Genomic DNA, 25249 nt, shown 5'->3' on the forward strand with positions numbered 1-25249 from the left:
GTCCTCGCCGAGGGCACGCGCCGGGGGGGGGGGGGCCCCCCCCGCGGCCCCCCCCCCACCACTGGTTCAGGACTCGGCCAGGATGAAGTCCGCGGCCTGCTCACCGATGAAGATCGCCGGGGCATTGGTGTGCCCGCGGATGATCAACGGCATCACCGAGGCGTCGGCGACGCGCAGGCCCTCGACACCGCGCACCTTCAGGTCCGGGGTGACGACGCTGGCGGCGTCGGTGCCCATCCGGCAGGTGCCGACCGGGTGGTACAGGGTGTGCGAGAACTTCTCGATGGTCAGCGCCATGGTCTCCTCGAGATCCGCGGGCGCCTCCGGCGGGTAGATCAGCGGACCCAGCGCGCTCTTGAGCGCGGGCTGGCCGACCAGCCCGGCGCACGCCCGCAGGCCTGCCATCAGCGCGGCGCGGTCGGCGCCGTCGGCATCGGACAGGTACCGCGGATCGATGACCGGCTTGGCCGTCGGATCGGCCGAAGCCAGGCCGATCCGGCCCCGGCTGTGCGGGCGCAGCAGGATGGCGCCGACCACGACACCGTGCTCGGTCGGCTCGACCAGACCCTCGTGATAGAACGGCGCGGGCGCGTAGATCAGCTCCAGATCGGGGTGCTCGAGCTCGGGCTCGCTGCGCACGAACCCGTATGCCTCACCGACATTGGAGGTGAGCATGCCGCGATGCCGGACGAAGTAGTTGATCAGCTCGAGCGGCTTCTCCGCCGTGAACAGCGAATCCGATTCGACGCTGTAGCCGAGCGCGGCGATCAGGTGATCCTGCAGATTCGCGCCGACCTCGGGGGAGTGGGCGACGACCTCGATGCCGTGCCCCTTCAGCTCCTCCTCGTCGCCGATGCCCGAAAGCTGCAGCAGCTGTGGGCTGTTCACCGCGCCACCACACAGGATGACCTCGCGGTTCGCGGTGACGGTGTGGGTCTGCCCGTCGTGCAGGTACTCGACGCCGGTGGCCCTGGTGCCGTCGAACAGCACCCGGGTGGCCAGCGATTCGGCCCGCACGGTCAGGTTCGCGCGCTTCATCGCCGGTCGCAGGTAGGCGTCGGCGGTGCTCCAGCGCCTGCCGTCGCGCTGGGTCACCATCGTCTGCGCGAAGCCCTTGGGCGCGGGCCGGTTCGGCGACTCGAGCTCGAGGCCGGCTTGGCGCACCGCCTCGAGGAACGCGTGCGTCGACGCGCGCGGGCTGCGCTGGCGCTGCACGTGCAGCGGGCCCTGCGAGCCCTCGTCGGGGAACTGCGCGTCCTGCACGTTCTCGATCTTGCGGAACTGCTCGACGGCGGCCGCGAAGTTCCACTGCTCACCCGCGAGGAGCCCCCACTCCTCGTAGTCGGCGCGGAAGCCGCGCACCCACATCATCGCGTTCATCGACGACGAGCCGCCGAAGGTCTTGCCGCGCGGCCAGTAGATCTGGCGGTCGCCGAGGCCGGGCTGGGGCTCGGTCAGATAGTCCCAGTCACGTTCGGTGCGGAACAGCTTCGAGAACGCCGCCGGAATATGGGCGTACTTGTCGTCGTCGGCCGGACCGGCCTCCAAGAGGACAACCGTGGTGCCCGGGTCGGCGCTGAGCCGATTCGCGAGCACCGCCCCCGCTGACCCGGAGCCGACGATCACGTAATCCGCGGACATCCCACCTGCTTGCACTGTCCAACTCCGATCCTGCGCTGCATCTGTCGTAGCCAACTGGTCGCGCCCGCACGCAGGCTGAAAAGCCCGCGAGCGCAGCCGGACTCGTCGTCCGGCCTCCGCGCTGCATGCAGCGTACTGACAGTGGAGCTCCGGTGGGGGCCGCGTGCCTCAGTCGGTGCCGGCCGCCGCGGCGGCCTTGCCTGCCCGGCGGCCGTAGAAGCTGCCGTCGCCGAGCGAGGCGCCGCTGACGTAGCCGTACGCGCACAGCCCTGACGTGCAGCGACCCGCCGCGTACAGGCCCTCGATCGGCTCACCGCTGACGTGCAGCACCCGCGAGTCCAGATCGGTGCGCAGGCCGCCCAGGGTGAACCCGGCGGTGAGCCCCCGCAGGTCGTAGCCGGCCAGCGGCGGCGTGATCGGGCGAACCCACTCCGGCTTCTTGCCCAGCAGCGGGTCGCTGCCGTTCTCGGCATGGCGGTTGTAGGTGGCGATGGTGGTCTGCAGCGTCTGTTCGGGCAAGCCCATCTCGGACTCGAGCTCGGCCACGGTTTCGGCGACCCATTTCGGCGGGACACGGAAGAACGGGGTGGAGCTCTCGGTCGCGAGGGCTTCCTCGAGCGAGGCCTCGTCGATGACGAGGAAGGCCTGGTTGTCGTTCTGCAGCAGCGTCGCCTGACCGATCCGGCCCGGGTAGGTGTCCTCGGTGACATACCGCTGACCGCGTCCGTTGACGAGGATTCCGCGCGCCATCAGCTGCGGATCGCCGAAGATGGCGACCTCGCTGGCGTCCATGTGCGCCAGTTCGGCGCCGAGCGCGTGCGCCACCCGGATGCCGATGCCGTCGTGTTCCTCGATGGCCGCGCCGGGCCTGCCGCTCAGGCGCGGGGTGTAGCGGTCGATCATCTCGGTGTCGTAGGCGAAGCTGCCGGTCGCCAGGACGACACCGCGCGCGGCGCGCACGGTGACGGGCTTGCCGTAGTTGGTCGCCACTATGCCGACCACGCGGTCCTCGTCGTCGACGATGAGCCTGCGGATACGGGTGTCGTACTCGACGGCGACGCCGAGTTCGGCGACGGTGTCGGCCAGGGGCTTCATCAGCATGTAGCCGCCGCCCCGTTCACCGGTTTTCTTGTCCGCCATCTGCGGTACGTGGCCGCGGGGCGCGGGCTTCGCGATATCGAGGAACGGCGCGGCGTTCTCGCCGCCGGAGTACATCAGCCCCTCGTCGTGCGGCGGCTCCCAGCCGGGCTCACCCCAGAACGCCTCCTTGAACGGCACACCGCACTCGACGAGCCAGTCGTAGTGCTCGACGCTGCCCGCGCAGTAGTCCTCGATCTTGGCCTCGTCGACGCCCGGCCCGAGCGCGGCGGTGAGGAACGCGGCCATGTTCTCCGGGGTGTCGTCGAACCCGAGCGCCTTCTGCAGCGGGGTGCCGCCACCGAGATAGACGAATCCGCCGGCCAGCGCCGCGGCGCCACCCCAGCCGCCGGTCCGCTCCAGGATGAGCACCTTCGCGCCCGCCCTGGCGGCCTCGATCGCGGCGCACACGCCGGCGATGCCGAAACCGGCCACCACCACGTCGGCCTCGAAATCCCAGTGCGTCACGGCGTTCGCGCGCAGCGGGCGGACGGTGTCGATCCGGTGGGGCTGTTCGGTCACGTGTTCCTCCGGTGTTCGGGTACGTACCCGAAATGGTGCCGCTTACCGCGCGACAAAACAAGAACGTGTTATAGAAGTTCCCGCCCAGCGGGACACTTGCGCGCCGGTCCGGCTCCGGTACGGTGGCGATCGAACCGACATAGACGAGAACTGGTGGTGTGTGGTGAGCGCGAACATTCGAGACATTGCGGTGCAGACCCTGAGCGGGGCGGACACCACGCTGGGCGAGCTGGCGGGTGACCGGGCGGTACTGCTGGTCAACGTGGCCTCCAAGTGCGGGCTGACCCCGCAGTACACCGGCCTGGTGGAGCTGCAGAAGACCTACGGTGAACGTGGCTTCACGGTGGTCGGCGTCCCCTGCAACCAGTTCATGGGACAGGAACCCGGCACTGCCGAGGAGATCCAGGAATTCTGCTCGGTCACCTACGGCGTCGACTTCCCGCTGCTGGCCAAGGTCGATGTCAACGGCGACGACCGCCACCCGCTGTACACCAGCCTGGTCGAGACTCCCGCCGCCGACGGCAGCGCGGGCGACATCCAGTGGAACTTCGAGAAGTTCCTGATCGGCCGCGACGGCACGGTCGCGGGCCGTTTCCGCCCGACCGTCACCCCGGACGCGGCCGAGGTCGTCGCGGCGATCGAAGCCCAGCTCTGAGCTACTGCGGTAGCTGACACGGGTACCGCCGCTACCTGCCTGATGTCACACTCCGCCCGCGACCTTCGTCGTCCTGCCGAACAGCACACGACGAAGGAGAAACGAATGCGGATCGCAGTGATCGGGGCCGGCGGACGGATCGGCCGCGAGGTGGTCGACGTGCTGAAGAACCGTGGCGACGAGATCGTCGAGATCACCCGCACGGCAGGCATCGACGTACTGACCGGCCACGGCCTCGCCGCCGCGTTCGCCGGGGCCGAGCTGGTCGTGGACGCGGTGAACGCCGAAACCACCGATACCGCGGTGGTGACCGAGTTCTTCCGCACGATCGCCCGCAATGTCCAGCATGCCGCGGCCGCGGCATGCGTGCGGCGCATCGCGGTGGTCTCGATCATCGGCATCGATGCCTTCACCGCGGGCCACTACGCGGGCAAACTCGCCCACGAGCGGGCCTACCAGGAGGGACCGGTACCCGTGCGCATTCTGCGGGCGGCCCAGTTCCACGAGTTCACCGAGATGATGCTCGACTGGACCACGGTCGGTGACCGGGCCGAAATACCCGCGTACCGAGCGCAATTGGTCGCCGCGCGCACGGTCGCCGAGCACCTGGCCGACCTCGTCCACACCGACGGACCCGCCGTGGTCGAGATCGCGGGCCCGCAGCAGTGGCGGCTCGTGGACGCGGTGGCGCGGGTCGCCGCCCGGCGCGGCGCACCGGCGCAGGTGGTCGAAGTGGTCGACGCCACCGACCCGGACCACCGTCTGCAAGCAGACGGCGCGCTGCTGCCCGGACCAGGCGCCGTCATCGCGGGCCCGACCTTCGACGAGTGGCTCGAGCGAAGGTCAGGAGTCGGGTTGGCTTCTGTACCAACGGAATCGATGCTCTAGGCTGGATTCGTCCAGACGGTCCGAAGCCCGGAGGCGCCCGATGTCGCAATCCTCTGCCGCCTACCCCAGTGCCGTTCCGGTCGGGGTGGACACCACACGCGCGAGCATCGCGCGTGTTTACGATGCCGCACTCAACGGCAAAGACAATTACGACGTGGATCGCGAGGTGCTGGCCCAGGTCCGCACCGTCGCGCCGCAGGTCAACGATCTGGCCTGGGCCAACCGCGATTTCCTCATCCGCGCGTGCCGATTCCTGGCCAAATCGGGGATCGACCAGTTCCTCGATCTGGGCTCGGGCCTGCCCACCGCGGAGAACACCCACCAGGTGGTCCAGCGGGTCAACCCGCGCTCGCGGGTGGTCTACGTCGACAACGATCCGTCGGTGCTCGTGCACGCGCGGGCCCTGCTGGCAGGCAACAGCCGTACCCGGATCGCCGAGGCCGACATCTTCCGCCCGCTCGAGGTGCTCGGCAACGAAACGGTCCGCACCGAACTCGACTTCACCCGCCCGCTCGCACTGTTCCACATCGGCACCCTGCACCACTATCTGGGCGAGGACGGGCCCGCGCTGATGCAGACCTACATCGACGCACTGCCGCCGGGTTCGTTCGTGGCGATCGCCCACTTCCACGACCCGCAGACGCCCGAGTACAGCGAACTGGCCCGCAAGATGGAAGAGAAGTTCATCCACAGCCCGATGGGCAGTGGCCGCTTCCGGACCAGGGACGAGATCCAGGCCATGTTCGGCGATCTGGACATGGTCGAACCCGGCCTGGTCCGCTGCGACGACTGGTGGCCCGACGGCCCGCACCTCACGCCGCTCTCCGACGTCCGGCACTGCATCGTCGGCGGGATCGGCCGCAAGCGCTAGCGCCGACGTCTTCGAGAGGGAGCCCGTTGTGCTGCAGATGATCGTCGTCGGTGCGGGTGTGGCTCTGGTTCATTGGCTGCTGTACCGGCGGCTGGTGGTGGCCACCGGTGTCGGTGGGCCCGCCCGCGTCGCCGCGGCCGTCCTCCTCGGCATCCTGTGGATCGTAGCCGTGGTCGCGATCGGTGCGGGCACTGTCTTCGCGCCCGGTCCGGTGCGGCCGGTGGTCTGGCTCGGCCAGACCTGGTTTGCCGTGTTGTTCTACCTCCTGCTCGGCTTGCTGGTCATCGGTGTCGTGCTGTTGATCATTCGGGTGACGGGATCGGCGTACCGCGTTCGGGTGCTGCAGGTGCTCTCCGCGTTGCTGGTCATCTCGTCGGTGGGTGCGGTCGGGTACGGCGTCGTCGAAGCCGAGGACATCAGGGTGGTCGAGTCCGAAGCACGGTTCGCGAACCTGCCGGAATCCTTCGACGGCCTCCGGGTGGCGGTGGTATCGGATCTGCATGTCGGCGCCGCGCGTGGTCCGGGCTTCAGCGACAGGGTCGCCGACCTGGTCAATGCGCAGAAACCCGATCTCATCGTCATCCCTGGCGACCTGATCGACGGGTCGATCGACCTCGTCGGCGGCGATGTCGCGCCGTTGGCGACACTGCGGGCGAAGTACGGTGTGCTCGGTGTCGCGGGCAATCACGAAGGGTACGTCGACGATGTCGCGGCCTGGCTGGATTTCTGGGAGACCCTCGGCATCGAGACATTGCGCAACGAACACACCGAACTCTCGATCGACGGCGCGACGATCGAGATCGCCGGTGTCTACGACTACGACGAATCCGCGCCGTACGCACCGGATCTGGGCGCGGCGCTCGACCGGACCGAGCCGGATCGGTTCACCCTCCTGCTGGCGCACCAGCCCCGCCAGGTGATCGAAGCGAGTGAGCGCGGCGTCGACCTGCAGCTGTCCGGGCACACCCACGGTGGCCAGATGTGGCCGTTCATCTATCCCGTGCGCTGGGTGAATCCCACGGTGTCGGGCTGGGACCGTTTCGGTGATCTGCAGATCTACACCACGGTCGGGGCCGGAGCGTGGGGGCCGCCGGTCCGCGTGGGCGCCCCACCCGAGATCGCGATCCTCACCCTGCGGCGGGGGTGATCACGACTGCCCGGGCACCGTTCTCTCTGTGTTCAGTGTGCTGACTCGCGTCGGCGCAGTCGTTCGGCATCGATGATGCTGATGGCTGCGTCGTCGATGCTGATCATGCCGTCGCGTTCGAACTCTCTGAGGACCTTGTTCAACGACGGGCGTTGCACGCCGAGCATGGCGGCGAGGGTGCGCTGAGCGAGCTGGACCGAGCCGTCGACGGCCTCGTCGAGCAGCAGCTGGGCGACCTGGGTGCGCAGCGGGCGGCCGAGCATGTTGATCAATCGTCCCTGACCGGCTGAAATCCGCTGGGCGACACTGGAAAACCAGCGCCGTGCGGTCGCGGGATGGGTGGCGAGCAGCGCCTCGAAGGCGGAATCGGGCAGGAACAGGCAGCTCGAGTCGGTGCGCGTGCGTGCGGTGTAGGCCTGCGGCATCCCCAGCAGCAGCGCGATGTCACCGTCGACGTCGCCGGGACGAAGCACATCGACGACCGCACGACCCCGACCGGAACCCACTGATAACTCGATCTGGCCTTGCCGCACGATCCACACCCCGTCGGCGGGTTCGCCCGCGGAGAACACCAGCGACCCGGCCTCGAGTGGTCCGACCTCGATCCGGCCGGCGAGTTCGGTGAACTCGCCGAGACGCAGTGGTGCGGTGGGGCCGCGGCCCACGCACCGCGCGATCCAGGCCGCATGACGCAACTGGTCGTCGTCGAACGACTCCTCACCCATCGCGTGGACCAAGTGGGAGAACGCCCGGTGACTGTGGATCATCGCTGACTCCTGGACGTGGACGAACCTGTCCTCCCCCTGACAATTATCCTCGCGAAGGTAGCGGGATGCGATGGGGAAGCACCATTCCACTTCCCGATCACTGGTGGTTGTTTGGGAGATCGTCGGTGAGGCGCTCGGCTCGCATCGAGGCGCCAGGCGGCTTACCCGCATACCAGGTGGGACGTGTATTCGGCGCTTGCCGTCATCCAGTGGGCGACGGCTGTCGCGGCGATGCCACCGCCGCTCGGTCGGCAGGTCCACGAACACCGCGCCGAGAATATACGTGCTGCTGCACCCCAGTGAGGTCGATACCGGCCAGGACTTCCGACATCGCTGTGGCACCTCTCGTTTCAGGAAACCGCGGCCACCTTGTTTCCCGGCCGGGCTGCAATCACCTTCGTGCGGGGTATTCGGGGCCACAAGATCGTGCCGGAAATCCTGCAGACCGACCGAAGGTTTCGGCTGTGGCGAACGCACGATTTCGGTATCCCGTAGGCAGCTGGGAAAGTGATGCCGGAATATCGGTGCAGTTTGAGCGCGTCGGCAATTATTGCCGTGAAAAATTGTTACCGAAGTCCCCGGAACACATTGTCGCCGATGCCTCCGAACAATTCGGCGACCCATTGTGCCGAATCCTGTCCATACCATGAACGGGTCGGACTCGGCGGCGAGTCCGACCCGATCGGGCGGTGGGTGCGCAGCGGTCTTCAGAGCGGCCCGTGGCCCGCGGCGACCCGGCCCGCGACATGGCGGACATCGCGATGCGAGATCAGCCACTCACCCTCGTACTGCTCGAACTCGTCCTGGACCAGTCCGATGACGACCCAGTCGGCCGGTCGGCCCACGTCGGTGGCGGCCGTGCTCGAGAACCAGTGCCACACCGTGGCATAGGCGGTGAGCAGAGGTTTGTCACCGTTCCATTCGATGGTGGCCTGCCCGATGACGTGGGCGACCAGGGAGCGCTGCGACTTGGGCACCCTGCTCATGTGATCGGTGAACTCGTCGCGGCCGTGGAACAGCACCGGCGGGCCCGGCATGATCCGGTACTCGATCAGCGCGTCGGGGGTGAAGCACTCGTTGAACCGTTCGCTCTCCTGGGTGTCGGCGATCCGGAAGAATTTGTAGAACGTTCGGAAGATCGCCCGCTCCGCTTCGATGGTGGCCAGCAGGTTGTCCTGTAGTGCGGTCACGTCGGTCCTTTCTCTGCCGGCGACAACACATCGCGCGGCGCGTCGTTCGGTAATCGACACGATGCGAAGCTAGCACGGTGCCCAAAACCCTACGATTGTGTACCGAAGAATTCGGTCCGACGATGTTTTTCGAGTGGTGTGATTCAAATTGTTGACCGAGTATTTCGAGGTGTGAAACCTTTCGTCGTGTCGCCCGCCGTGAGTCCCACGTGAATCCGGTGCTGTCCGTTCGAGTCGATTCGCTGTGCCGTGGTGTCGGCGGCGGTGGTGATCCTGTTCACCGGGGCCTGTGGCACCGGTGGTGACCAGGGCGGCGAGGCCGGACCACCGGGGGATGACCGGTGTTGCGGGTGATGTTGTGCGGCTGAGAGTTTCCGCAATCGCGTTCCGAGAACGTCCAGTCATGCCGAGGTTCGGCGACCGCATGTCCGCGGGGCATCGGTCTTCCCGGCAGCCCCGCAGGAACTTGTTAGTTACCTCAGGCAAGGTACTCGCGGGTTGCCTTTTGTCTGTCCTTCGACCGGCTGCGAAGTGGTCGCTCGCGGAGTAAAGTCGCGACGCGAGGATTTGCCAATGTCGGTCCCCTGCAAGGCTACTCGGCGCTCAGCTGGACATCTGCCCAGTGTTGGGGAGTTGCTGCTGCCATGCTGGTCTCGATGCCTCGTGCGCGACGAGTCTGTTGGTTGAGGAGACACTGGGTGACTAGCGCAGAGTTGCTGGCGGGACGCTATCGCAGGGTGGCGGTGGTGGGGTCTGGTGCGATGGGCCGGGTCTGGCACTGCCTCGACGAGTCCGGCGGCAATCGAGCTGTAGCGGTGAAGGAGCTGCATCCCCACCTCGTCGGAGATTCTGATCATGTGCGCCGGTTCGAGCGTGAAGCGCTGTCGGCTGAACGCGTCCGCCACCCGAACGTGGCCGCGGTGCTCGGCCATGGCCGTGAACGCACGCCCGACGGGATGCTTCCCTACATCGTGATGGAGTTCGTCGCCGGACGAAACTTGGCAGCACACGTCCATGAGTTCGCTTCCGGCACGATCTCCTGGCGCGCCCAGGTCCTTGCCGACATCGCCGAGGCCTTGCACGCGGCCCATCGGCAGAAGGTGGTGCATCGTGACGTGAAGCCGGAGAACATCATGATCACGACGGAAGGTCGTGCGAAACTCACCGATTTCGGCATCGCGCTCGCGGATGAACATCTCAATCAACGCCTGACTGCCGTCGGCTACACAGTCGGGAGCCCGGCCTACATGTCACCCGAACAGGTAGGCGGCGAGGTGGTCGGGCTGGCAACCGATATCTACTCGTTGGGCGTAGTGGGCTACTGGCTGCTCGGTGGTCGGCTGCCGTTCGTCGGTGACTCCGTTGCAGAGGCTGCGCGGGCTCGAATGACGCAGGATCCACCTGAGCTGCCGACTACCGTCCCAGTGAACCTGCGGACAACCATCATGCAAGCACTGGACCGAGAACCGAGTCGGCGGCAGGCGAGCGCCAAGGAGTTGGCAACGCAGTTGCGAGGTGATCTGACCGCACTACATGTTGCTGATCCACCGAAAGAAGAAGCGCCCGTACTGAACCCCACCTTGGAAATCGTGCACAGCGACGAGACCCCTGTTGCTGTGCACTACTTGGTTGAGGCTGATCCAGTTCTCGACGGGTTGGTGTCGCCGCGACAGTGGGGGCTAGCCATCGGGCGGAGGTTGAGTGAGGGCGACGACGGCGCTACGCGACTTGGTGTGTTGCTCACAGGTGTTGCCATTCTGCTCGGAATTGCCAGCGGCACAGGACTGTTCGTGCTGGCACTGATGGTGCAGGCGGCGCTGTGAGCCTCGACGGAGCCGGCAAGCCGAAGGCGCTGTCGGACTATTTCTTCGACGGAGGCTCCGCTCAGCGATGGAGGAGGCGAATTGTTCGCGCCTACTGGCTCAGTTCGCTGATGACCCTGCTTGTTTTGGCCATTGATCACCTGGGGAATTGAGTCGAGACCTATGCGGATCGTGTGCATCAACTGCATGAAGTCGTTCGGAGAAAACGATGTCGAGTGGCGAGACCACAACGACAGACCGATCCCTGACGTCGCGCCGAGGACGCGGTGGGGGAGAGTCGCAAACCTGCTCGAGGGTCGCCGTAGTCCGATCGAAGGTTCCGACATCCTCGCCCGCATCGCGAAAGGGATGACGCCACACTGCCCACGCGGGTGTGTACTGCCCAAACAGATGCTGGACCGACCGACACGGGTGATCGGATTGGTGGGTGAGACCGGGTCATCGAAGACCAGTGTGCTGATCTCGATGATCAAGGGTGCGGACGACAATCGTGAGCTTGCCCGTAAGGGCATCGACTTCAACTTGTCTCCCTTGTCCTATCAGGCATGGAGCGTCGCGCGCGACCGGCAGTTCAAGGAAAGACGGCCCGTCCCGGGCACAGTTCCGCGAATGACGCACGACGACGTGGCTGAACCTGTCCACCACTGGAGCAACCTGATTGCCCGGGAGCCGTTGGTAGTCGAGGCACGGACCGACCACGGTGCCGTGAACTACCTGTTCGTCGACCTGGCCGGGGAGGACGCCCTCACCGAGCAGAACGCCGCTTCGGTGAGTCCGCATCTGGCACTTGCGGACTTCCTGTGGTTCTTCATCACACCCAACCTCAGCTCGGACCTGGTGGCTGAGATCGAATCGCGTGGACCGGAAGACGTTGTACTGAACTTGCAGGACTTCGGTGAGCACAACCAGGACATCGAGCGCACCAAAATCATGGTGCGTGAGATCTCGAACATGTGGAAGCGATTCCGGGGCATGCACCCTGACAAGACGCCCGGTCGTCCTCGAATCGGAGTGACGGTCATCCTCACCAAGGCCGATCTGCTGTCGCATATCGCTCCGGAACATCCTGCCGCGCCCTACGTCGCACGAGTTGCGCCGCCCGCCGACTGGACGGACGGCTCGACCCGCGAGGCAGACCTGCTCGACCCAGAGCTGATCCGCGCGCGCAGCGTCGAGACCTCATCGCTGTTCTTCGAGTTGCTGCCGCAGTTGCACAACGCGATTTCATCCTGCTTCAACGACGCGATGTATCTTCCGGCCGCTGCTGTCGGTCACGTCAGCCAGCTCGGCAGCGAACAAGGCCGCTACTACGCCGACGTCAAGCCGTACGGCGTTGTGGACCTATTCGTTTCGCTGCTGGCGGATACGCCGGAACTGCGAGGAGGAAGACGATGAGCAGACTGTCGGCGGAAGCCCGTACTGCGGCGCGCGCACCATCTCCGAACACGTTCGAGCACTTGGGATTCGGCTGGATGCCACGCAACATCGATGCTGCGGGTACCGGGTTCGGCGTCATCGCTCGTAGCCGGAATTGGAACGGCAGCATCGGCACGATCGCGCGCGATCTCGGCCAGCTGACCGCCCGGCGCCCAGACGACGTCGAAACTATCGAGCTGGTGACACATCGTAGCTTCGACCTGCTGGTTCGAACAGCGGTCGCCACAGGCGCGCACACCCGCGAAGGAGCGTATTTCGTCCACATCGTCGATATCACCGGTACAGGTGTGCAAGCGGCATTGGCCCTGATGCGGGCAGGACTGCCGTACTCGTCCACACTGCAATTCACGGAAGAGCTGCCCAACCCAGGCGTCGCACCCCTTCGACTGGGCAGCCAGACAAGGTCTGGCGGACCGAGTGATGAATTCCTCGGCCTGGTCGCGGCGGCCATCCTTGCCTACCTGGACAATGCGATACCCCGGATCGGCATCGTGGGTGCGACACCGGAACTGTTCGCCGACATCCTGTATCGCGTTGTCGAGGCCTTGCCCTCCGGGTTGGCCGATGGCCTCCTGTTCGCCTGGTCGGCCGCTGATCTCGCTCACTTCGGTGCAGATCCTCGTATCGTGGGCGCACCGGCCGCTGGTGAACTGACCGGCCCACGTCTGGTACTCGATCACCGGGATAGTGCGACAACGCTGCACAACCCCGCTGTGCAGGCCTATCTGGGGCTCGCTGCGACTCTGCTGTCGCTGCGACGTGACGACAATCTTCCGGACCACAGCATCGGTGATGTCCCCCAGCTGCGACAGTGGCTGTCGGAGCGTCAGCTGAGGACCCGACCCGTCAAAGATCTGTCCGACTCCGAATTGGTCACCCTGCTCGTGGCGCCGGACTCAGAAATCTGGTTGCAGGCACAGCCCACGATGACGGCTGTGGTGCGCCGAGCCATCACGACCCCGCCGATGTTACGCGCGCTGGCGAACCGATTCCCCCGCAACGCCGCGGTGGAACTAGAGATCTTCGCGGCTCTCTACGACGCGGAAAGACTATCGCCGAACGAGGAGAAGATAGTCGGGGTGGCCGGTCTCGCCTTCGCCGACTACCAAGGCTACGCAGTCCAGCGTTTCATGTCGGGGTTCGGCCGCACGCCGGCGCCGAGCAGTGTTCGTCGCATCGTGTTCCCTGTGATCACTGCCTCTCCGACGTTGCTCGAACCGAGTAATCGGTCGATGTTGGAACGGCTGATGGACGAACATGAGTTCCGTATCGCAGCGGCAGCCGGCCACCCGCTGCTGGCGCAGGAATTGGTGTGCTCGCAGCTGTCGCTCCGCTCGTCGCGACGCGACCTGGAAGCACTCGACGCGGCAGTGCGCCACGATGGCGACGCCGTGGAAAGAGCCGTCCGTATTGCAGTCGATCCTGAACCGGCGTGGACTGCGGCATGGATTCTGGAATCCCTGCCGCTGGCAGCCGCTGCCTCTGCCCTGCGAACACTGATAAAGCGCGGGCAGCTGCCCCCGCTCGACATCTTGTCCATCCTCGGGGCGTCTCAGCGGCACGACCAGGATGTCCACCGCGTCTTCGCTGAGATCTGGCCGGAGGTGTCGAGCGCGCTGGGCGTTCCGGATCGCCTCGCCCCATGGCTGCTTGTCGACGAAATACCTCGACAGAAACGCTCGGCGACATCGTCCCGTACCGCTGGGAGCGTATCCGACAGACCGCGCATCGTTGCGCCACAGGGACTGTCCGAGCTGCACAGCGCCCCGATCGACGAACGGTCGAGGTGGGGGTGGCTTCAGTTCTGGCGACGAAACAAACAGAACCACGACGTCGATCGTCGGAGCGACAGGAACCAGCAACGTTGAACGAAACACGCGAAGTCGGCCGCGCTCAGACGGTACTGAGCGCCGTGCCGATGGGAATTCTCGCGGGCGCCGGTGCTGGAATCGGCGCGCTCGTCCGCTGGCCTGGGGTTGACCACCCGCAGCCCTATCAAGGGGCGGTCGTTCTCGCTGCGTTCGTCGCGATGGCAGGATGGTTTGCGCTGCGGACTCGTCGGCTGGCGAGCTTCGATTCCAGCCAGATCACGGTGACCAGCGCGCTGGCTTCCAGCCTGAGCGCGGCGGCAGTGTTCGGCGCCATGGTTTTCGTCACCAACAGTGCGCAGACGTCAGTTGTGATCGTGCTGGGGATCGTTGCTGTGGTCACTGCAATTCTGCTGCCACGCTCCGCACGGGCGCAGCTGGTCTGTTACGCGTTGCTGGCGGTGTTGGGGGTTCACGCCTGGAGCGGAACGCGGTGGGGAATACCGCTTCTCGTATCGGCGGGTGTGGTCGCCACGGTGCTCGCGCTCACGGCGATCGTGTTGAGTTCGAGCAGCAGCACCACCGGACGCTCGATCGAAGGCGCTGTCATCTTCGGTGCGGTGACCGCAGTCGTGTTGCCCGTGTCCGCACTGGCTGCGGAACCGTACTCCTTCGTTTCTCGCGAGTGGCAGCAGAGTGCGGTTGCCGCGTCGCTCAGCCGTCTGGCAGTCGGCATTCCACCGAGTGAGTCGGGCATCGTCTTCGGTACCGTCGCCGCGGCGGTCAGCACGGGTGGCGCCGTCGCGGTCCTCGACTTCGCTGCCCCCGGAAAGCATGTCCTGTGGCTACGTGAGCCGGCTGGCGAGTGGACACGCAGCAATCTGTCCGCACGGTTCCAGCGTCCGGACGGCGCCTCGATCCTCCTGGCAGCTGACGTCGCGGGCGGACAGAACACAGCTCTCCGTGCGAGCCTGACGGGCGCGGAAGAAGATTCCAGCACAGAGGCTTTCGCCGGGGTAGGTGAGAAGCCTTCCTTGGCATACAGCGGCGATGACCTGTTCGGCGTGTCGAACAGGGGCCTGTGGCGAGTCGAAGACGGCAAGCTTGTCATGGTCGCAAACCCATGGGACAAGCAGGCAGTGCGTCGGACCTTGGCTGCCAACGACGGGCGCGATGCGATCGTGCTGTCCGATTATGCGGCGGACGGAGCAGCTCCCTACTACTCGACGATGGAAACCATCAGCCTCGAGACGGGCAAGGTCGAGCGGATCGACTTCGACCAAGAGATTCCTGCGACGGTATCGGAGCGAATGGTTCCCTCGACCAAGGACGTTCGCGACGGTCAGTGGCCTATGGTCGGGGTCTCGTCGTTGAACGACGGCACATTTGTGACCTTGGTCGGGGAGGCGATCGTGCGGTTCACGCCGCAGGGTGAACGGCGAACTGTCATGAGGTTCAAGCAGCCCGACAAGCCCTTCAAAGATCTGAAATTGGTCGGCGACCTCATGTCCTGGGACATCGACGGACCTCCGCACATGGCCAGGTTCAACTACGGCAAGAACATCATGAGCCTCGTCCCCGACGGCGAGCCGAGGACGGCACCGATCACCCGCTCGTCGGAGAACGTCTCGCGGCGTTGCGGTTCGGCCGGTGCGACGTTGACCCCCCTGTGGACCGGCTATGCCGAAGTGGCGACCGGTACACCGGGTTCTCAGGCGGTCGTCGTCACCGTGGGCGACGGATGCTCGGTGGGAGTATGGCGCAATGAACCCGGCAAGCAGGACTGGCTGCTGCTGAACTCCACTCGCGACTTCTACACAGACAACCCGCCGCTGACAGTCGAAGGCGCCGGATTGACCCACAACCCGTCCACCGTCGAGGGCAAGCTGTTGGTCAACTCGGCGTCATTGCGCTCGGAATTCGTTGTCTGGCAAGGCACACCGCAGCTGATGAGTAGAAACCCGTCTGGCGAGGCAGCCGCGACGACGTACCAACGAATCGTCGGTTCCGCGCGTTCAGGACAGACCCGCTGGCTACTCGCACATGCCAAGGGAACCGACTGGTCTGACGCGGACGGAACGGCGAGCTTGTTTCGAGTTCGAGCTGATGGTGACTGGGAAAGAACCGTGAGCTTCGAAGGCGCGACCGGGCTTGCGGTGACAGCGAACGGTACTGTCGTGGTCTCGACGTGTGTTGCCATCTACGCCGCAGATTCCGACGCAATTGCTCGCGCGACCGAATCCGGAACCAGTCTGAACGAGCAGTTCCGGACCGTCGCCAACTTGCCGAACAGGTGGGACCGCGACAAAGGATGTATCCCTGGTGCCGCACCGAGTGAGGACAATCCGGGCGGACGCGTCAGCTTTGCCCATGCGATCAGTCCGGACGCGAAGCATCAGGCCGCGGTGTTGGTCAGCCAGTCGGTCCTTCTTCCCGACAACCGCTGGCGTCATCTCATCTCGAGACTCGACACTGGTACCGGCGCTGTATCACCGGTCCCAGGTGCAGATTTCACCGACGATGGCCTCGTCCCGGTAGCTATGGCCAGCCGGGACGACGGCGCGATGTGTGTTGCGGCCCTCGACGAAGGCGGTCGGGGTGTGCTGCTGTACAACAGCGCCGGAATCTCACGCCGAGTGCGTCTCGACAGCGGAGTTCAACCGAACGGGTGCACATGGACCGCAGACGGGATTGTTGTCACCGACTCCATAACGGGCGATGTCTATCTCGTACGCAGCGCTGGGCGCCGTGGCTTCTGAGGGGACATTCTCGGCAAGCTCGTCCCCTGAAGCGAACGTAGGAGTAGTGCGCGCCCAGACGCCACCTGGTGTGTCGAGGTCGGACGCGGTCAGCCTCGGTCAATAGTCGAGAGCGTGCTCCGGTTGACAGACATGCAGCGGAGACGGCAGATATCGGATGATGGCGTCCAGGAACGGGCCGATATCACTCCACGGGGCCGCATCGCACAGGACGGGCGCAGCGTCGCCGATGTGGGTGAGGCAGCGGACACGGTCGTACAACTGTTCGGGTGAGATCTCTCGCGGGCCGAGTGCGCCGTCCCGAACCCCGGTGTCCTGTTCCATCACCGTGTTCACGAGGCTGCGATACCGCTGCTCGGCGACTTGCCAATGGCTGCCGTAGAATTCGACACCCATCGGTTCGAGCGTCCACATCGGGACCAGATCGACGACGCCTTCGAACTCGGTGCCGATGCCATGCGGGATCTGCAGCGTCAACGGCACCGCCCCGTGCGTATCTGCGATCGTGCGGACGCAGCGGTCGAAGTCCGCGGCGGGATGATCGAGTCCGGTCACCAGGCACAGACGTGCGACCTGGTGGTCGTCGGCAACCCGCAGGATCGTCTCGAGTCGGGGAGTGCGCTTCGCGGCGGCGTTCATGACCGCGACCACCCCGTCGGCTACCCGGATGGACCGCTCCATCGTCGCGATGGGCGCGTGGCTCGACAGCTCGGCGAGACGAATCGTGTGATCGATGTGGTCTGTTGTCCACTGGACCGTAGCCGCCGTGTCGGGCCTGGTTTCGGCGAAACGGCGGGTCAGCCGGTGGACAACCCGTGTCGTCTCCTCGGGGTCCCCGATGATCGTGACGTTGCGGATCGACTGCGGTTCAATGACTTCGGTGCCCATCGCGTTGTGGTACTCCAACTCGACTCGAGAATGTCAGCGCATCCTCAATCCGGTCTCACCGTACCTCCGCCGATGTGCCGGTGAAGCGGATTCCCGCCCCAAAGTAGAACGTGTTCCTATACCGTCGGGCTTGTGCAGAAAGAACAACGCCCTGCCGTGGCCGACTGGTTCACCGCGGACGACGGCACGGTGCGTCTGCAGGGGAGTCGCTGTACTGCCTGCGGCACACCGTATTTCCCGCGGAACGCGCTGGCCTGCCGGAACCCGCAGTGCGCCGGTCCCAAGGACGGCTCCGAGCTGGTCGAGTACCTGTTTTCCACCCGTGGCCGGATCTGGTCGTATGCGGACGCCCGCTACAAGCCACCCCCGCCCTACGTCTCGCCCGATCCGTTCGAGCCGTATGTCGTCGCGGCCGTGGAGCTCGAGGTCGAGCAGATGGTGATTCTCGGGCAGGTGGTCCGTGGCCTGACGGTGGATGACCTGACGGTCGGCATGCCGGTCGAACTGACCCTCGGCGTGCTGTACGAGGACGAGGAAGCGGAACATACGGTGTGGATGTGGAGGCCGGTCGATGACCGAGACGAGTAATCGCGATATCGCCGTCCTCGGTGCGGGCATGCACCAATGGGGCAAGTGGGGGCGCAATTTCGTCGAATACGGACTGGTCGCGGCCCGCGTGGCACTGGCCGATGCCGGGGTGGACCACCGCGACGTCGGCTATATCGCCGGCGCGGACACGATCCGCAACGGATACCCCGGATTCGTCTCGGGCGCGACATTCGCCCAGGCACTCGGCTGGACGGGGGCGCGGATCTCGAGCAGCTACGCCGCCTGCGCCTCCGGTGCCCAGGCCATCGCCAACGCGCGCGCCCAGATTCTGGCCGGGCTGTGTGACGTGGCGCTGGTGGTCGGCGCCGACACCACCCCGAAGGGCTTCTTCCAGCCCGTCGGCGGCGAACGCCGCGACGATCCGGACTGGTTGCGTTTCCACCTGCTCGGCGCAACGAACCCCATCTATTTCGCGCTGTATGCCCGTCGGCGAATGGCGTTGCACGGCGCCACGCTCGACGATTTCGCCGCGGTCAAGGTGAAGAATGCCCGGCACGGCCTGAACAACCCGTATGCCCGCTATCGCAAGGAGGTTTCTGCCGAGGAAGTCGCCGCCTCGGCGATCGTCTCGGACCCGCTGCGGCTGCTCGACATCTGCGCCACCAGTGACGGCGGTGCGGCGCTGGTGCTGACATCGATGGAGTACGCGCGTAGTCACGGCGTCACCGATCCGGTCCGCATCCGGGCGTTGTCGACGGTCACGCCGACGTTCCCGAAAACGGTGCTCGATCTGCCGGACTTCGCGACGGACTCCGCCGTGGCCGTCGAGGTTCCGACGCGCGAGTTCCGTTCCGCCGTTGCCTACGCCGCCTACGAAGAGGCTGGACTCGGGCCCGCCGATCTGTCCTTCGCAGAGGTTTATGACCTGTCCACTGCGCTGGAGTTGGACTGGTACGAGGACATCGGACTCTGTGAGAAAGGCGGCGCGGAAAAGCTGTTGCGCAGTGGTGCAACGACATTGGGCGGACAGGTGCCGGTGAACCCCAGTGGCGGGCTGGCCTGTTTCGGTGAGGCGATACCGGCGCAGGCGATCGCCCAGGTCTGCGAGCTGACGTGGCAGTTGCGCGGCCAGGCAGAGGGCCGCCAAGTCGACGATGCGCGCGCGGGCATCGCGGTGAATCAAGGCCTCTTCGGCCACGGTTCGGCCATCATCGCCACCCGCTGAACCCGGTATCACTCCGTGTTCGGTCCGGCGAGGTTCAGCTGGTAGATCGCGACGGTCGTTGCGGCGCCGAAGATCTCACACCGCCGAGTTCGTCACTTCGGTGACCGTAAATGATCTGGCGGCACCGATGAGTTGCGGCGATGATCATGGGGTGTTCCACACCCGCGGCGACTATGCGAGAAGATCGTGATGGCAGCTCGGGGTCCCTTGCGGAGCAGGGCGTTTCGGTGGGTGTGGGGCGGCGAGACCGTCTCGATGGTGGGTGACGCCAGCTACGAGGTCGTGCTCGCGTTGCTGGTGCTCTCGGTGACCGGGTCGCCCGCGGCGCTGGGCATGGTGATGCTCGCCGTGACCGTCCCGCACGGGGCGCTGCTGCTGATCGGCGGTGCGATCACCGACCGGTTCTCGCCGCGCACCATCATGCTGATCGGCCACCTCGTGCGTGGCACATTGCTTGCCGTGCTGGCAGTCTTGGCGGCCGCCGACGCCGTGACACTGTGGCACCTGCTCGTGATCGGCATCGTGATCGGCACCGCCGAGGCGTTCTTCCATCCGGCGAGCGCCGGTATCCTGCCCAGCCTGGTGAGCAGGGCGGACCTGCCGAGAGCGAACGCACTACTCGGCGCCGGTGAACAGGCTGCCAGACTGGCCGGACCGGTGCTCGGTGGTCTGCTCATGGCGGTGGCCGGTGCGCCGATCGCGATCGGGTTCAACGCGTTGACCTTCCTGATCGGCGCGGTGACCGTATCGGCCGCGCCGCGCCGCGAGCCCGAACCGGTCGAGCAGTTCTCCGCGAGGGCAGTGCTGCGGGAGATAACCTCCGGGTTCGCCTACGCCCGCCGCAGCGTGGAGGTCCGTATCATCCTGCTGCTGGTCGGCGCCGCGACGCTGAGTTACAGCGGATTGTTCGGCGTCGGTCTGCCCACGCTGTCGCAGGACTTCCGCAACAGCTCCGTCGTGCTCGGCGCCATGCTGTCCGCGTGGGGCCTGGGCCAGTTGGCCGGCACATTGTCCGCCGCGACGTTCGGTCTGCCTCGGCGGTGGGGTGTACTCATCGTCGCCATGACGATCGCCGAGGGCTGTTCGTTCGCGGTGCTCGGGTTCGTTCCGCACTACCTGATCGCGGTCGTGCTGCTGGCCGTGCTGGGTTTCGGTGTCGCGTACTCGACCGACGTCGCGCTGCCGACCTTCGTGCAGACCACCGCGCCGGAGACGATGCTCGGCCGAGTGAACAGCCTGATCGACCTGCCCAGGGCGGTGCTCTCGCCACTGTCGCTGGCGGCCTTCGGTTTCCTCGCCGCCGCCGGTGTCCGCTGGGCCTTCCTCGCCGCCGCCGTCCCGGTGCTGCTGGTCGGGATCGGCTTGCTGCTGAGCGGGCACGCCGCGACACTGACCAGCGGTTCGGGCCCGGCCGCGGATCTGGACGGCACAGCCGACCCGTCGATCCCTCGGCCGACCTGACCTTTCTTTCCACGCGCTTTCCCGTCTACTCTTTCCCGAAAGAGGCTGGTGCTGGGCAGTATTAGGCTCATGTCGGTAGGTTCTGGAAACCGGAACGCTCGCCGGACGGTCGCAGGTTCAAATCCTGTCAGCCCGACAGGCAAACCCTTTCTGGTCGCGGTCGGAGAGTCGAGGGGCGGAACAGGTCGCTGCACGTCGACTCCGAAGTCGACGTGCGGTGGGAGGCTCCCGACATCAGCTCTTCCCGTCGGGTTCGAAAGGGTGCAGTTGACGTCCTTGAACCAGCGGATGGCGCAGCTTCCCAGGGGCCCATGCCCCGAGACGCCGCGACGCCAAATCGGTTGCGCCACAGTTAAGCTAAACCGCCTGCACGGCGGTACAGGACGTTTGCCCGGCAGACCGTCAAGTCCGCCGGGCAACCGGATCAACGGCAGCCCAACCGCTGGCTGTATGCGCGATATGCGGCAGAAGTGCGTACGTCCTGGGGTCGACATCGTCAGTCGGTCGAAAAGAAGAGGGTGTCCGGGACATACCAGCTGTCATCTCGCCCCTGACGACTCGCCCAGTCCTGGTGCTCGAATTCCAACTTCTCCACCAGCGCGGTGAGATCGTCGACGAAGTCTTGATCGATCTTGTCGATGACTGCCCGATAGGCATCGGCGACAGCTTTCGCTCGTGAAACCGCCAGGTGGCCGACTGCGGGGTATCCCTCCAGCGAACCCGGTATGTGGAAGGGGATTTCGGTCGGAGGCCCCGCGAACAGGAACCCGAACGAACACAACTCCTGGGGCACGCCACAGCGTTCGAGTTCCTTATCCAGCTCGAAGAAGTACGCGATGGGGTTGCGAAAGTACCCGACCTCGGCGGGATCGGAACCGTTGCTGGCGATGATGATCTGAAGTGCGGCGTGATATGCGCAGCCTGCGTCATCGCCAGGCGCATCGGCCCGGCCTCGGACCAGGTGATCGAGCGCGTCAGGTATGGACAGGTCCCAGAAGATGTCTTGGTGATCGAGTGCGCCCTGACAGGCGGTTGCCCGATCCTTCATGCGGCCGAGGCGGCGCACCTGATCCTCGGTCAACGATGTTGCGCCGATGAACGAAAGAACATCATCGCGTTTGGCGCTACGCAACTCTATGCAGTGACTACCCACGCACCCATGCTCGCAAGGCACACCGACAGCGCAGGCACTGGGATGCTCGCTCATCGGGCATGTGCGGATGATCTGAGGCGCAACCGGACCCGCTCACTGGCCGTACCGCCCCTGACCGGTTCAGCAGCCTGAGCATCTGCTCGCTGCCATTTTCAAGGGTTTCCTGTAGAAGGAGCTGGCTGATCGAAAGCTCCTGCCGCAGCCGCGGCGAACAAGTTGCTGCCCATGCTCGCGCGGAGACTCGAGTCTCCCCTGGCGATCCAGGTGAGCAGCACGTTCAGTAGTTGGATGAAACCGGGGTGTTCGCGCTCAGCCAACAGCTCGGACCAGTTTGCTCGGAACCGCTCGCCACGGATGCTCTGCCGCGTTCGATTCTGCCTGTTCGATTCGCTGGCGAAGGACGTTCAGCAAGGTGGCAGGGTCCGCGGCCGAACGCTGCCGAAGAAAGTGCCGGATGGAGGACTGATCGAGGTCGCAGAGCTCACCTATGGTCCAGATCGTCGTCTGCTGTTGCGGCGATAGCGAATCAGCAGCGCAGGACTGATCAGCGCGCGGCTGTCGCAAGCGGATAACCATCAACCTGTCATCAGGTAGCGGACTACTCGCGATTCTCGTAGCCCGCTGACGTACAGATCTAGATAGCCCTATTGACGGGGATCGATACTATTTTCGAAGGGGTTACCAGCTATGGGCGCTCATGCCGTGGAGGTCGCAGAGCCACCAAACGCCAGTATATCGCAGCGGCCCGAAATCCCGCTGGATCCACCCTCGAGCGTTCGGGATGCAGCCCAGTATCTACAATGCCGAACAACTGGTTCGGAGCCGACACGATGGGTCGATCCAAGGGTCCTATGGTGGCCGCCCACAGTGGTGGACAATCGAGGAGCAGGCATCACCATAGGCCTGCTCGAGGGCGACTACAGCCCCTCTGTAGCCGATCTTGAGGGTGCGCACATCACCGTCCGTCGATTCGGTGCCCGAGACAACGCCTCGCAGTGGTTGTGTGGGCACGGATCCTTCTCCGCATCACTCCTCGTGGGGCAGGGCAGCGCAAAGCTCCTTGGGACTGTGCCGGCCGCACGGCTCCTCATTGCCTGCACCGCATCACCCAACGGCATGTCCCAGCCCGACACCGTCGCCGAAGCTCTGACCTGGCTGGCCGCGGAGGGTGCATCCGTGATCGCCATCCCACTCGGCCAACACGACGAGCACCCCGGTCTAGCGGATGCGCTGTGCGCAGCCGCGGACATAGGGGCTTTGATACTCGCAGCAGCCGGGAACTGCGCCCCACGACCTATCATGTTCCCGGCCAGGGACCCCCACTGTCTCGCAGTCGGGGCATGCACCGCCACCGGCGCCCTGCTTCCCAACTGCGCAACCAGCCCTCGCCTAGACATCATCGCTCGCGGTCACCGAGTCATCGCCCCGATCCACGACCGCGCAGTCTGTCGTCGCAGCGGCACGTCAGCCTCATGCGTTCTTGCCGCCGGGCTCATTGCCGCTTCCATATCCGCCCACGGCTCCTGGTCTGCGACGCCCACGATCCCCGCTGACCCGCTGAGCCGACAGCACTCTGAACCGTGTATCGCCCGAAAGAATGATGAAACGACAAGGAGAGTCCGATGAGTAAAATGAATACCTACGCGCCACTCGGCGAACTCGAAGATCCGAAACTGAAGAAGATCGGTCAGCGAGCGGCAAGTGTTATTGAATTGGCCGCCATCAGGGTTGCGGCTCACCACGCTGACCGCAAGAAGTTTCCTTTACCTGCGGAGCCTGATTCCGTCGAAACGACCCTTGCGGCCTGGTTCGATGCGATGCCAGCGGCCAGAAAGGCTGCCGCAGCCCAACAGGTGGTTCAACACTTGGCGTCGCCGGAGTTCTTGAGTAGCCGTTTCGGCAAGCTGTCCGAGATCGATCTCAGCGCGTCGAAATCTATTTCTGCACAAGCTTCGTCGATCCCTCTGTCGAATCTGAAATTCACCGCCGCCGAGATCGCGAAACTTACCGGAGCTAGCGTCCGTGGCGGCTTGTCTCCACAACTGGAACTTTCGAATAGGTTGAGACTGCAGGTGTCCGAGGTGCACTGCGGAAACGAGTCGGATCCACAGGCAGGGAAGGATGACATGTGGCTTGGCGGAACGATGGTCGATGAGACAGGTGACACCCAAAAGATCCACCGGCAAGGCAACACCAAAAAGTCGATCAATCTCGGGAAATTCGATAACAAAGATACGAAGAAGTATTCGCCACCCGTGGAAGTGGCGGCATTCAATCTGACCGGAGGGTCTGCATTCCCGAAGTCTTACATTGTGATCATTGTTCTCTGCGAGAACGATGACGGCGATTTGTTTTCCGAGACCCTAAACGACCTCCTGGCGAAGACTGAGGGTGAAGCCAAGGAGTGGATCCGCAGGGCAGGAGCCGAGGGAGGGGATCTCGGAAAACTCGGCGGCGAAATTGCCGCCTGGGCTTATGGCGAATTGGTCGACTGGATTTCCACACTCTGGGGAGACATAATATTCGCACCTGTAACGCTTACGGCGAATATCGTCGACTACGATGCGGTTTGGAATGATACGAAACGTAAAGAGACTCGAAGCGTAATGGCGGAAACGAAAGGTCAGCGCGGACACGCGAGGTACCAGTTTTCGTACACCTGGAAACTCTCCGAAAAGGACGATGGCTCGTTTCAAAGCGGCTGGCGTTGGTGCAATAAGTGCCAGGGATTGTTCTTCGGCGGTCGGCCGAACCCGAAATGCCCGACCGGCGGCGCGCACGACAAGACCGACAGCGGCAACTACACCTTGACACACAACCTGCGCGAAACCAAGGGATGGCAGAGCGACTGGCGTTGGTGCAACAAGTGCCAGGGATTGTTCTTCGGCGGTCGGCCGAACCCGAAATGCCCAGCCGGCGGCGCGCACGACAAGACCGACAGCGGCAACTACAGCCTTTGGCACAATGCGGGGGAATCCTCCAGTCAACAAAGCGACTGGCGTTGGTGCAACAAGTGCCAGGGATTGTTCTTCGGCGGTCGGCCGAACCCGAAATGCCCAGCCGGCGGCGCGCACGACAAGACCGGAAGCGGCAACTACAGCCTGTACCACGAGCGATAGTCGTTGTCGAAAAGAAGTGCCGGTGAATCGAGCTCGGTTGGACCTGGCCGAGCTGGCGATCCTCAGCCAGTTCCGGGTGCTGTTCGGCACCAGCCCCGGCGACCCGCGTCTGGCCCGGGTGGTGACCGCGTTATGGCGCGCCTGCAGTGTCCGCGCTGTCGGGCCCTATGCAGTCTCGACGCCAGCCGCGGGATCATGTCGGCCGCATC

General features: G+C 65.0%; 20 protein-coding genes. 14 read left to right on the forward strand and 6 right to left on the reverse strand.

Annotated features, from left to right (window positions below):
- Positions 1-66: 66 nt before the first annotated feature.
- Both ACFVAV_RS25210 and ACFVAV_RS25215 read right to left on the reverse strand, forming a co-directional pair.
- Complete coding sequence (locus ACFVAV_RS25210; RefSeq protein WP_379037696.1) at positions 67-1641, reverse strand: GMC family oxidoreductase; 1575 nt, start codon at positions 1639-1641, stop codon at positions 67-69.
- Between the two features lie 168 nt (positions 1642-1809).
- Complete coding sequence (locus tag ACFVAV_RS25215; RefSeq protein ID WP_379037697.1) at positions 1810-3300, reverse strand: FAD-dependent oxidoreductase; 1491 nt, start codon at positions 3298-3300, stop codon at positions 1810-1812.
- Between the two features lie 160 nt (positions 3301-3460).
- On the opposite strand from ACFVAV_RS25215, the gene ACFVAV_RS25220 reads away from it, so the two are divergent.
- The 4 genes from ACFVAV_RS25220 (at position 3461) to ACFVAV_RS25235 (ending at position 6861) form a co-directional block, all read left to right on the forward strand.
- On the forward strand, positions 3461-3955 hold the full coding sequence (locus ACFVAV_RS25220; RefSeq protein ID WP_379037699.1) for a glutathione peroxidase: 495 nt from the start codon (positions 3461-3463) through the stop codon (positions 3953-3955).
- Positions 3956-4060: 105 nt separating this feature from the next.
- A complete protein-coding gene (locus ACFVAV_RS25225; RefSeq protein ID WP_379037701.1) occupies positions 4061-4843 on the forward strand; it encodes an SDR family oxidoreductase in 783 nt (260 codons plus the stop codon).
- A 40-nt stretch (positions 4844-4883) separates the two neighbouring features.
- Positions 4884-5714 carry an SAM-dependent methyltransferase gene (locus ACFVAV_RS25230; protein WP_379037704.1) on the forward strand — a complete coding sequence of 277 codons (831 nt, stop codon included), beginning with the start codon at positions 4884-4886 and terminating at the stop codon, positions 5712-5714.
- Positions 5715-5742: 28 nt separating this feature from the next.
- On the forward strand, positions 5743-6861 hold the full coding sequence (locus ACFVAV_RS25235; protein ID WP_379037705.1) for a metallophosphoesterase: 1119 nt from the start codon (positions 5743-5745) through the stop codon (positions 6859-6861).
- 32 nt (positions 6862-6893) lie between these two features.
- Here ACFVAV_RS25235 and ACFVAV_RS25240 read toward each other — a convergent pair whose 3' ends face one another.
- On the reverse strand, positions 6894-7628 hold the full coding sequence (locus ACFVAV_RS25240) for a Crp/Fnr family transcriptional regulator (RefSeq protein ID WP_379037707.1): 735 nt from the start codon (positions 7626-7628) through the stop codon (positions 6894-6896).
- A 707-nt stretch (positions 7629-8335) separates the two neighbouring features.
- Positions 8336-8818 carry a nuclear transport factor 2 family protein gene (locus ACFVAV_RS25245; RefSeq protein WP_379037708.1) on the reverse strand — a complete coding sequence of 161 codons (483 nt, stop codon included), beginning with the start codon at positions 8816-8818 and terminating at the stop codon, positions 8336-8338.
- Between the two features lie 698 nt (positions 8819-9516).
- On the opposite strand from ACFVAV_RS25245, the gene ACFVAV_RS25250 reads away from it, so the two are divergent.
- The 5 genes from ACFVAV_RS25250 to ACFVAV_RS25270 are packed head-to-tail and all read left to right on the forward strand — an operon-like array spanning position 9517 to position 16645.
- Positions 9517-10641, forward strand: coding sequence for a serine/threonine-protein kinase (locus tag ACFVAV_RS25250; RefSeq protein WP_379037709.1), 1125 nt, complete (start codon positions 9517-9519; stop codon positions 10639-10641).
- On the forward strand, positions 10638-10793 hold the full coding sequence (locus ACFVAV_RS25255) for a hypothetical protein (protein ID WP_379037711.1): 156 nt from the start codon (positions 10638-10640) through the stop codon (positions 10791-10793). Before ACFVAV_RS25250 ends, ACFVAV_RS25255 begins: the two co-directional genes overlap by 4 nt.
- A 34-nt stretch (positions 10794-10827) precedes the next feature.
- Entirely contained in the window at positions 10828-12036 is a 1209-nt protein-coding gene (locus tag ACFVAV_RS25260; protein ID WP_379037712.1) for a hypothetical protein, read from the forward strand.
- On the forward strand, positions 12033-13946 hold the full coding sequence (locus ACFVAV_RS25265; protein ID WP_379037714.1) for a hypothetical protein: 1914 nt from the start codon (positions 12033-12035) through the stop codon (positions 13944-13946). Before ACFVAV_RS25260 ends, ACFVAV_RS25265 begins: the two co-directional genes overlap by 4 nt.
- The gene (locus ACFVAV_RS25270) at positions 13943-16645 is read left to right on the forward strand and encodes a hypothetical protein (RefSeq protein ID WP_379037715.1); all 2703 of its coding nucleotides are present in this window, start codon (positions 13943-13945) and stop codon (positions 16643-16645) included. Before ACFVAV_RS25265 ends, ACFVAV_RS25270 begins: the two co-directional genes overlap by 4 nt.
- Positions 16646-16744: 99 nt before the next feature.
- Here ACFVAV_RS25270 and ACFVAV_RS25275 read toward each other — a convergent pair whose 3' ends face one another.
- The gene (locus tag ACFVAV_RS25275; RefSeq protein ID WP_379037716.1) at positions 16745-17533 is read right to left on the reverse strand and encodes a GTP-binding protein; all 789 of its coding nucleotides are present in this window, start codon (positions 17531-17533) and stop codon (positions 16745-16747) included.
- Between the two features lie 156 nt (positions 17534-17689).
- Here ACFVAV_RS25275 and ACFVAV_RS25280 point away from each other — a divergent pair, with 156 nt between their 5' ends.
- The 3 genes from ACFVAV_RS25280 (at position 17690) to ACFVAV_RS25290 (ending at position 20768) form a co-directional block, all read left to right on the forward strand.
- Positions 17690-18121 carry a Zn-ribbon domain-containing OB-fold protein gene (locus tag ACFVAV_RS25280; RefSeq protein ID WP_379037790.1) on the forward strand — a complete coding sequence of 144 codons (432 nt, stop codon included), beginning with the start codon at positions 17690-17692 and terminating at the stop codon, positions 18119-18121.
- Entirely contained in the window at positions 18105-19307 is a 1203-nt protein-coding gene (locus ACFVAV_RS25285; RefSeq protein ID WP_379037717.1) for a lipid-transfer protein, read from the forward strand. The genes ACFVAV_RS25280 and ACFVAV_RS25285 overlap by 17 nt, the downstream gene beginning before the upstream one ends.
- 189 nt (positions 19308-19496) lie before the next feature.
- On the forward strand, positions 19497-20768 hold the full coding sequence (locus ACFVAV_RS25290; RefSeq protein WP_379037718.1) for an MFS transporter: 1272 nt from the start codon (positions 19497-19499) through the stop codon (positions 20766-20768).
- A 496-nt stretch (positions 20769-21264) separates the two neighbouring features.
- On the opposite strand, the gene ACFVAV_RS25295 is transcribed toward ACFVAV_RS25290, so the two are convergent.
- Positions 21265-21975: a hypothetical protein gene (locus tag ACFVAV_RS25295; RefSeq protein WP_379037719.1), complete on the reverse strand. Its 711-nt coding sequence runs from the start codon at positions 21973-21975 to the stop codon at positions 21265-21267.
- Between the two features lie 633 nt (positions 21976-22608).
- Between ACFVAV_RS25295 and ACFVAV_RS25300 the strand changes: the two genes are divergently transcribed.
- The gene (locus ACFVAV_RS25300; protein ID WP_379037720.1) at positions 22609-23547 is read left to right on the forward strand and encodes a S8 family serine peptidase; all 939 of its coding nucleotides are present in this window, start codon (positions 22609-22611) and stop codon (positions 23545-23547) included.
- Positions 23544-25040, forward strand: coding sequence for a hypothetical protein (locus ACFVAV_RS25305; RefSeq protein WP_379037722.1), 1497 nt, complete (start codon positions 23544-23546; stop codon positions 25038-25040). Before ACFVAV_RS25300 ends, ACFVAV_RS25305 begins: the two co-directional genes overlap by 4 nt.
- The last annotated feature ends 209 nt before the right edge of the window (positions 25041-25249 follow it).

Origin of the sequence: Nocardia sp. NPDC057663 (genome assembly GCF_042799895.1) — a bacterium.
Taxonomy (GTDB): Bacteria; Actinomycetota; Actinomycetes; order Mycobacteriales; family Mycobacteriaceae; genus Nocardia.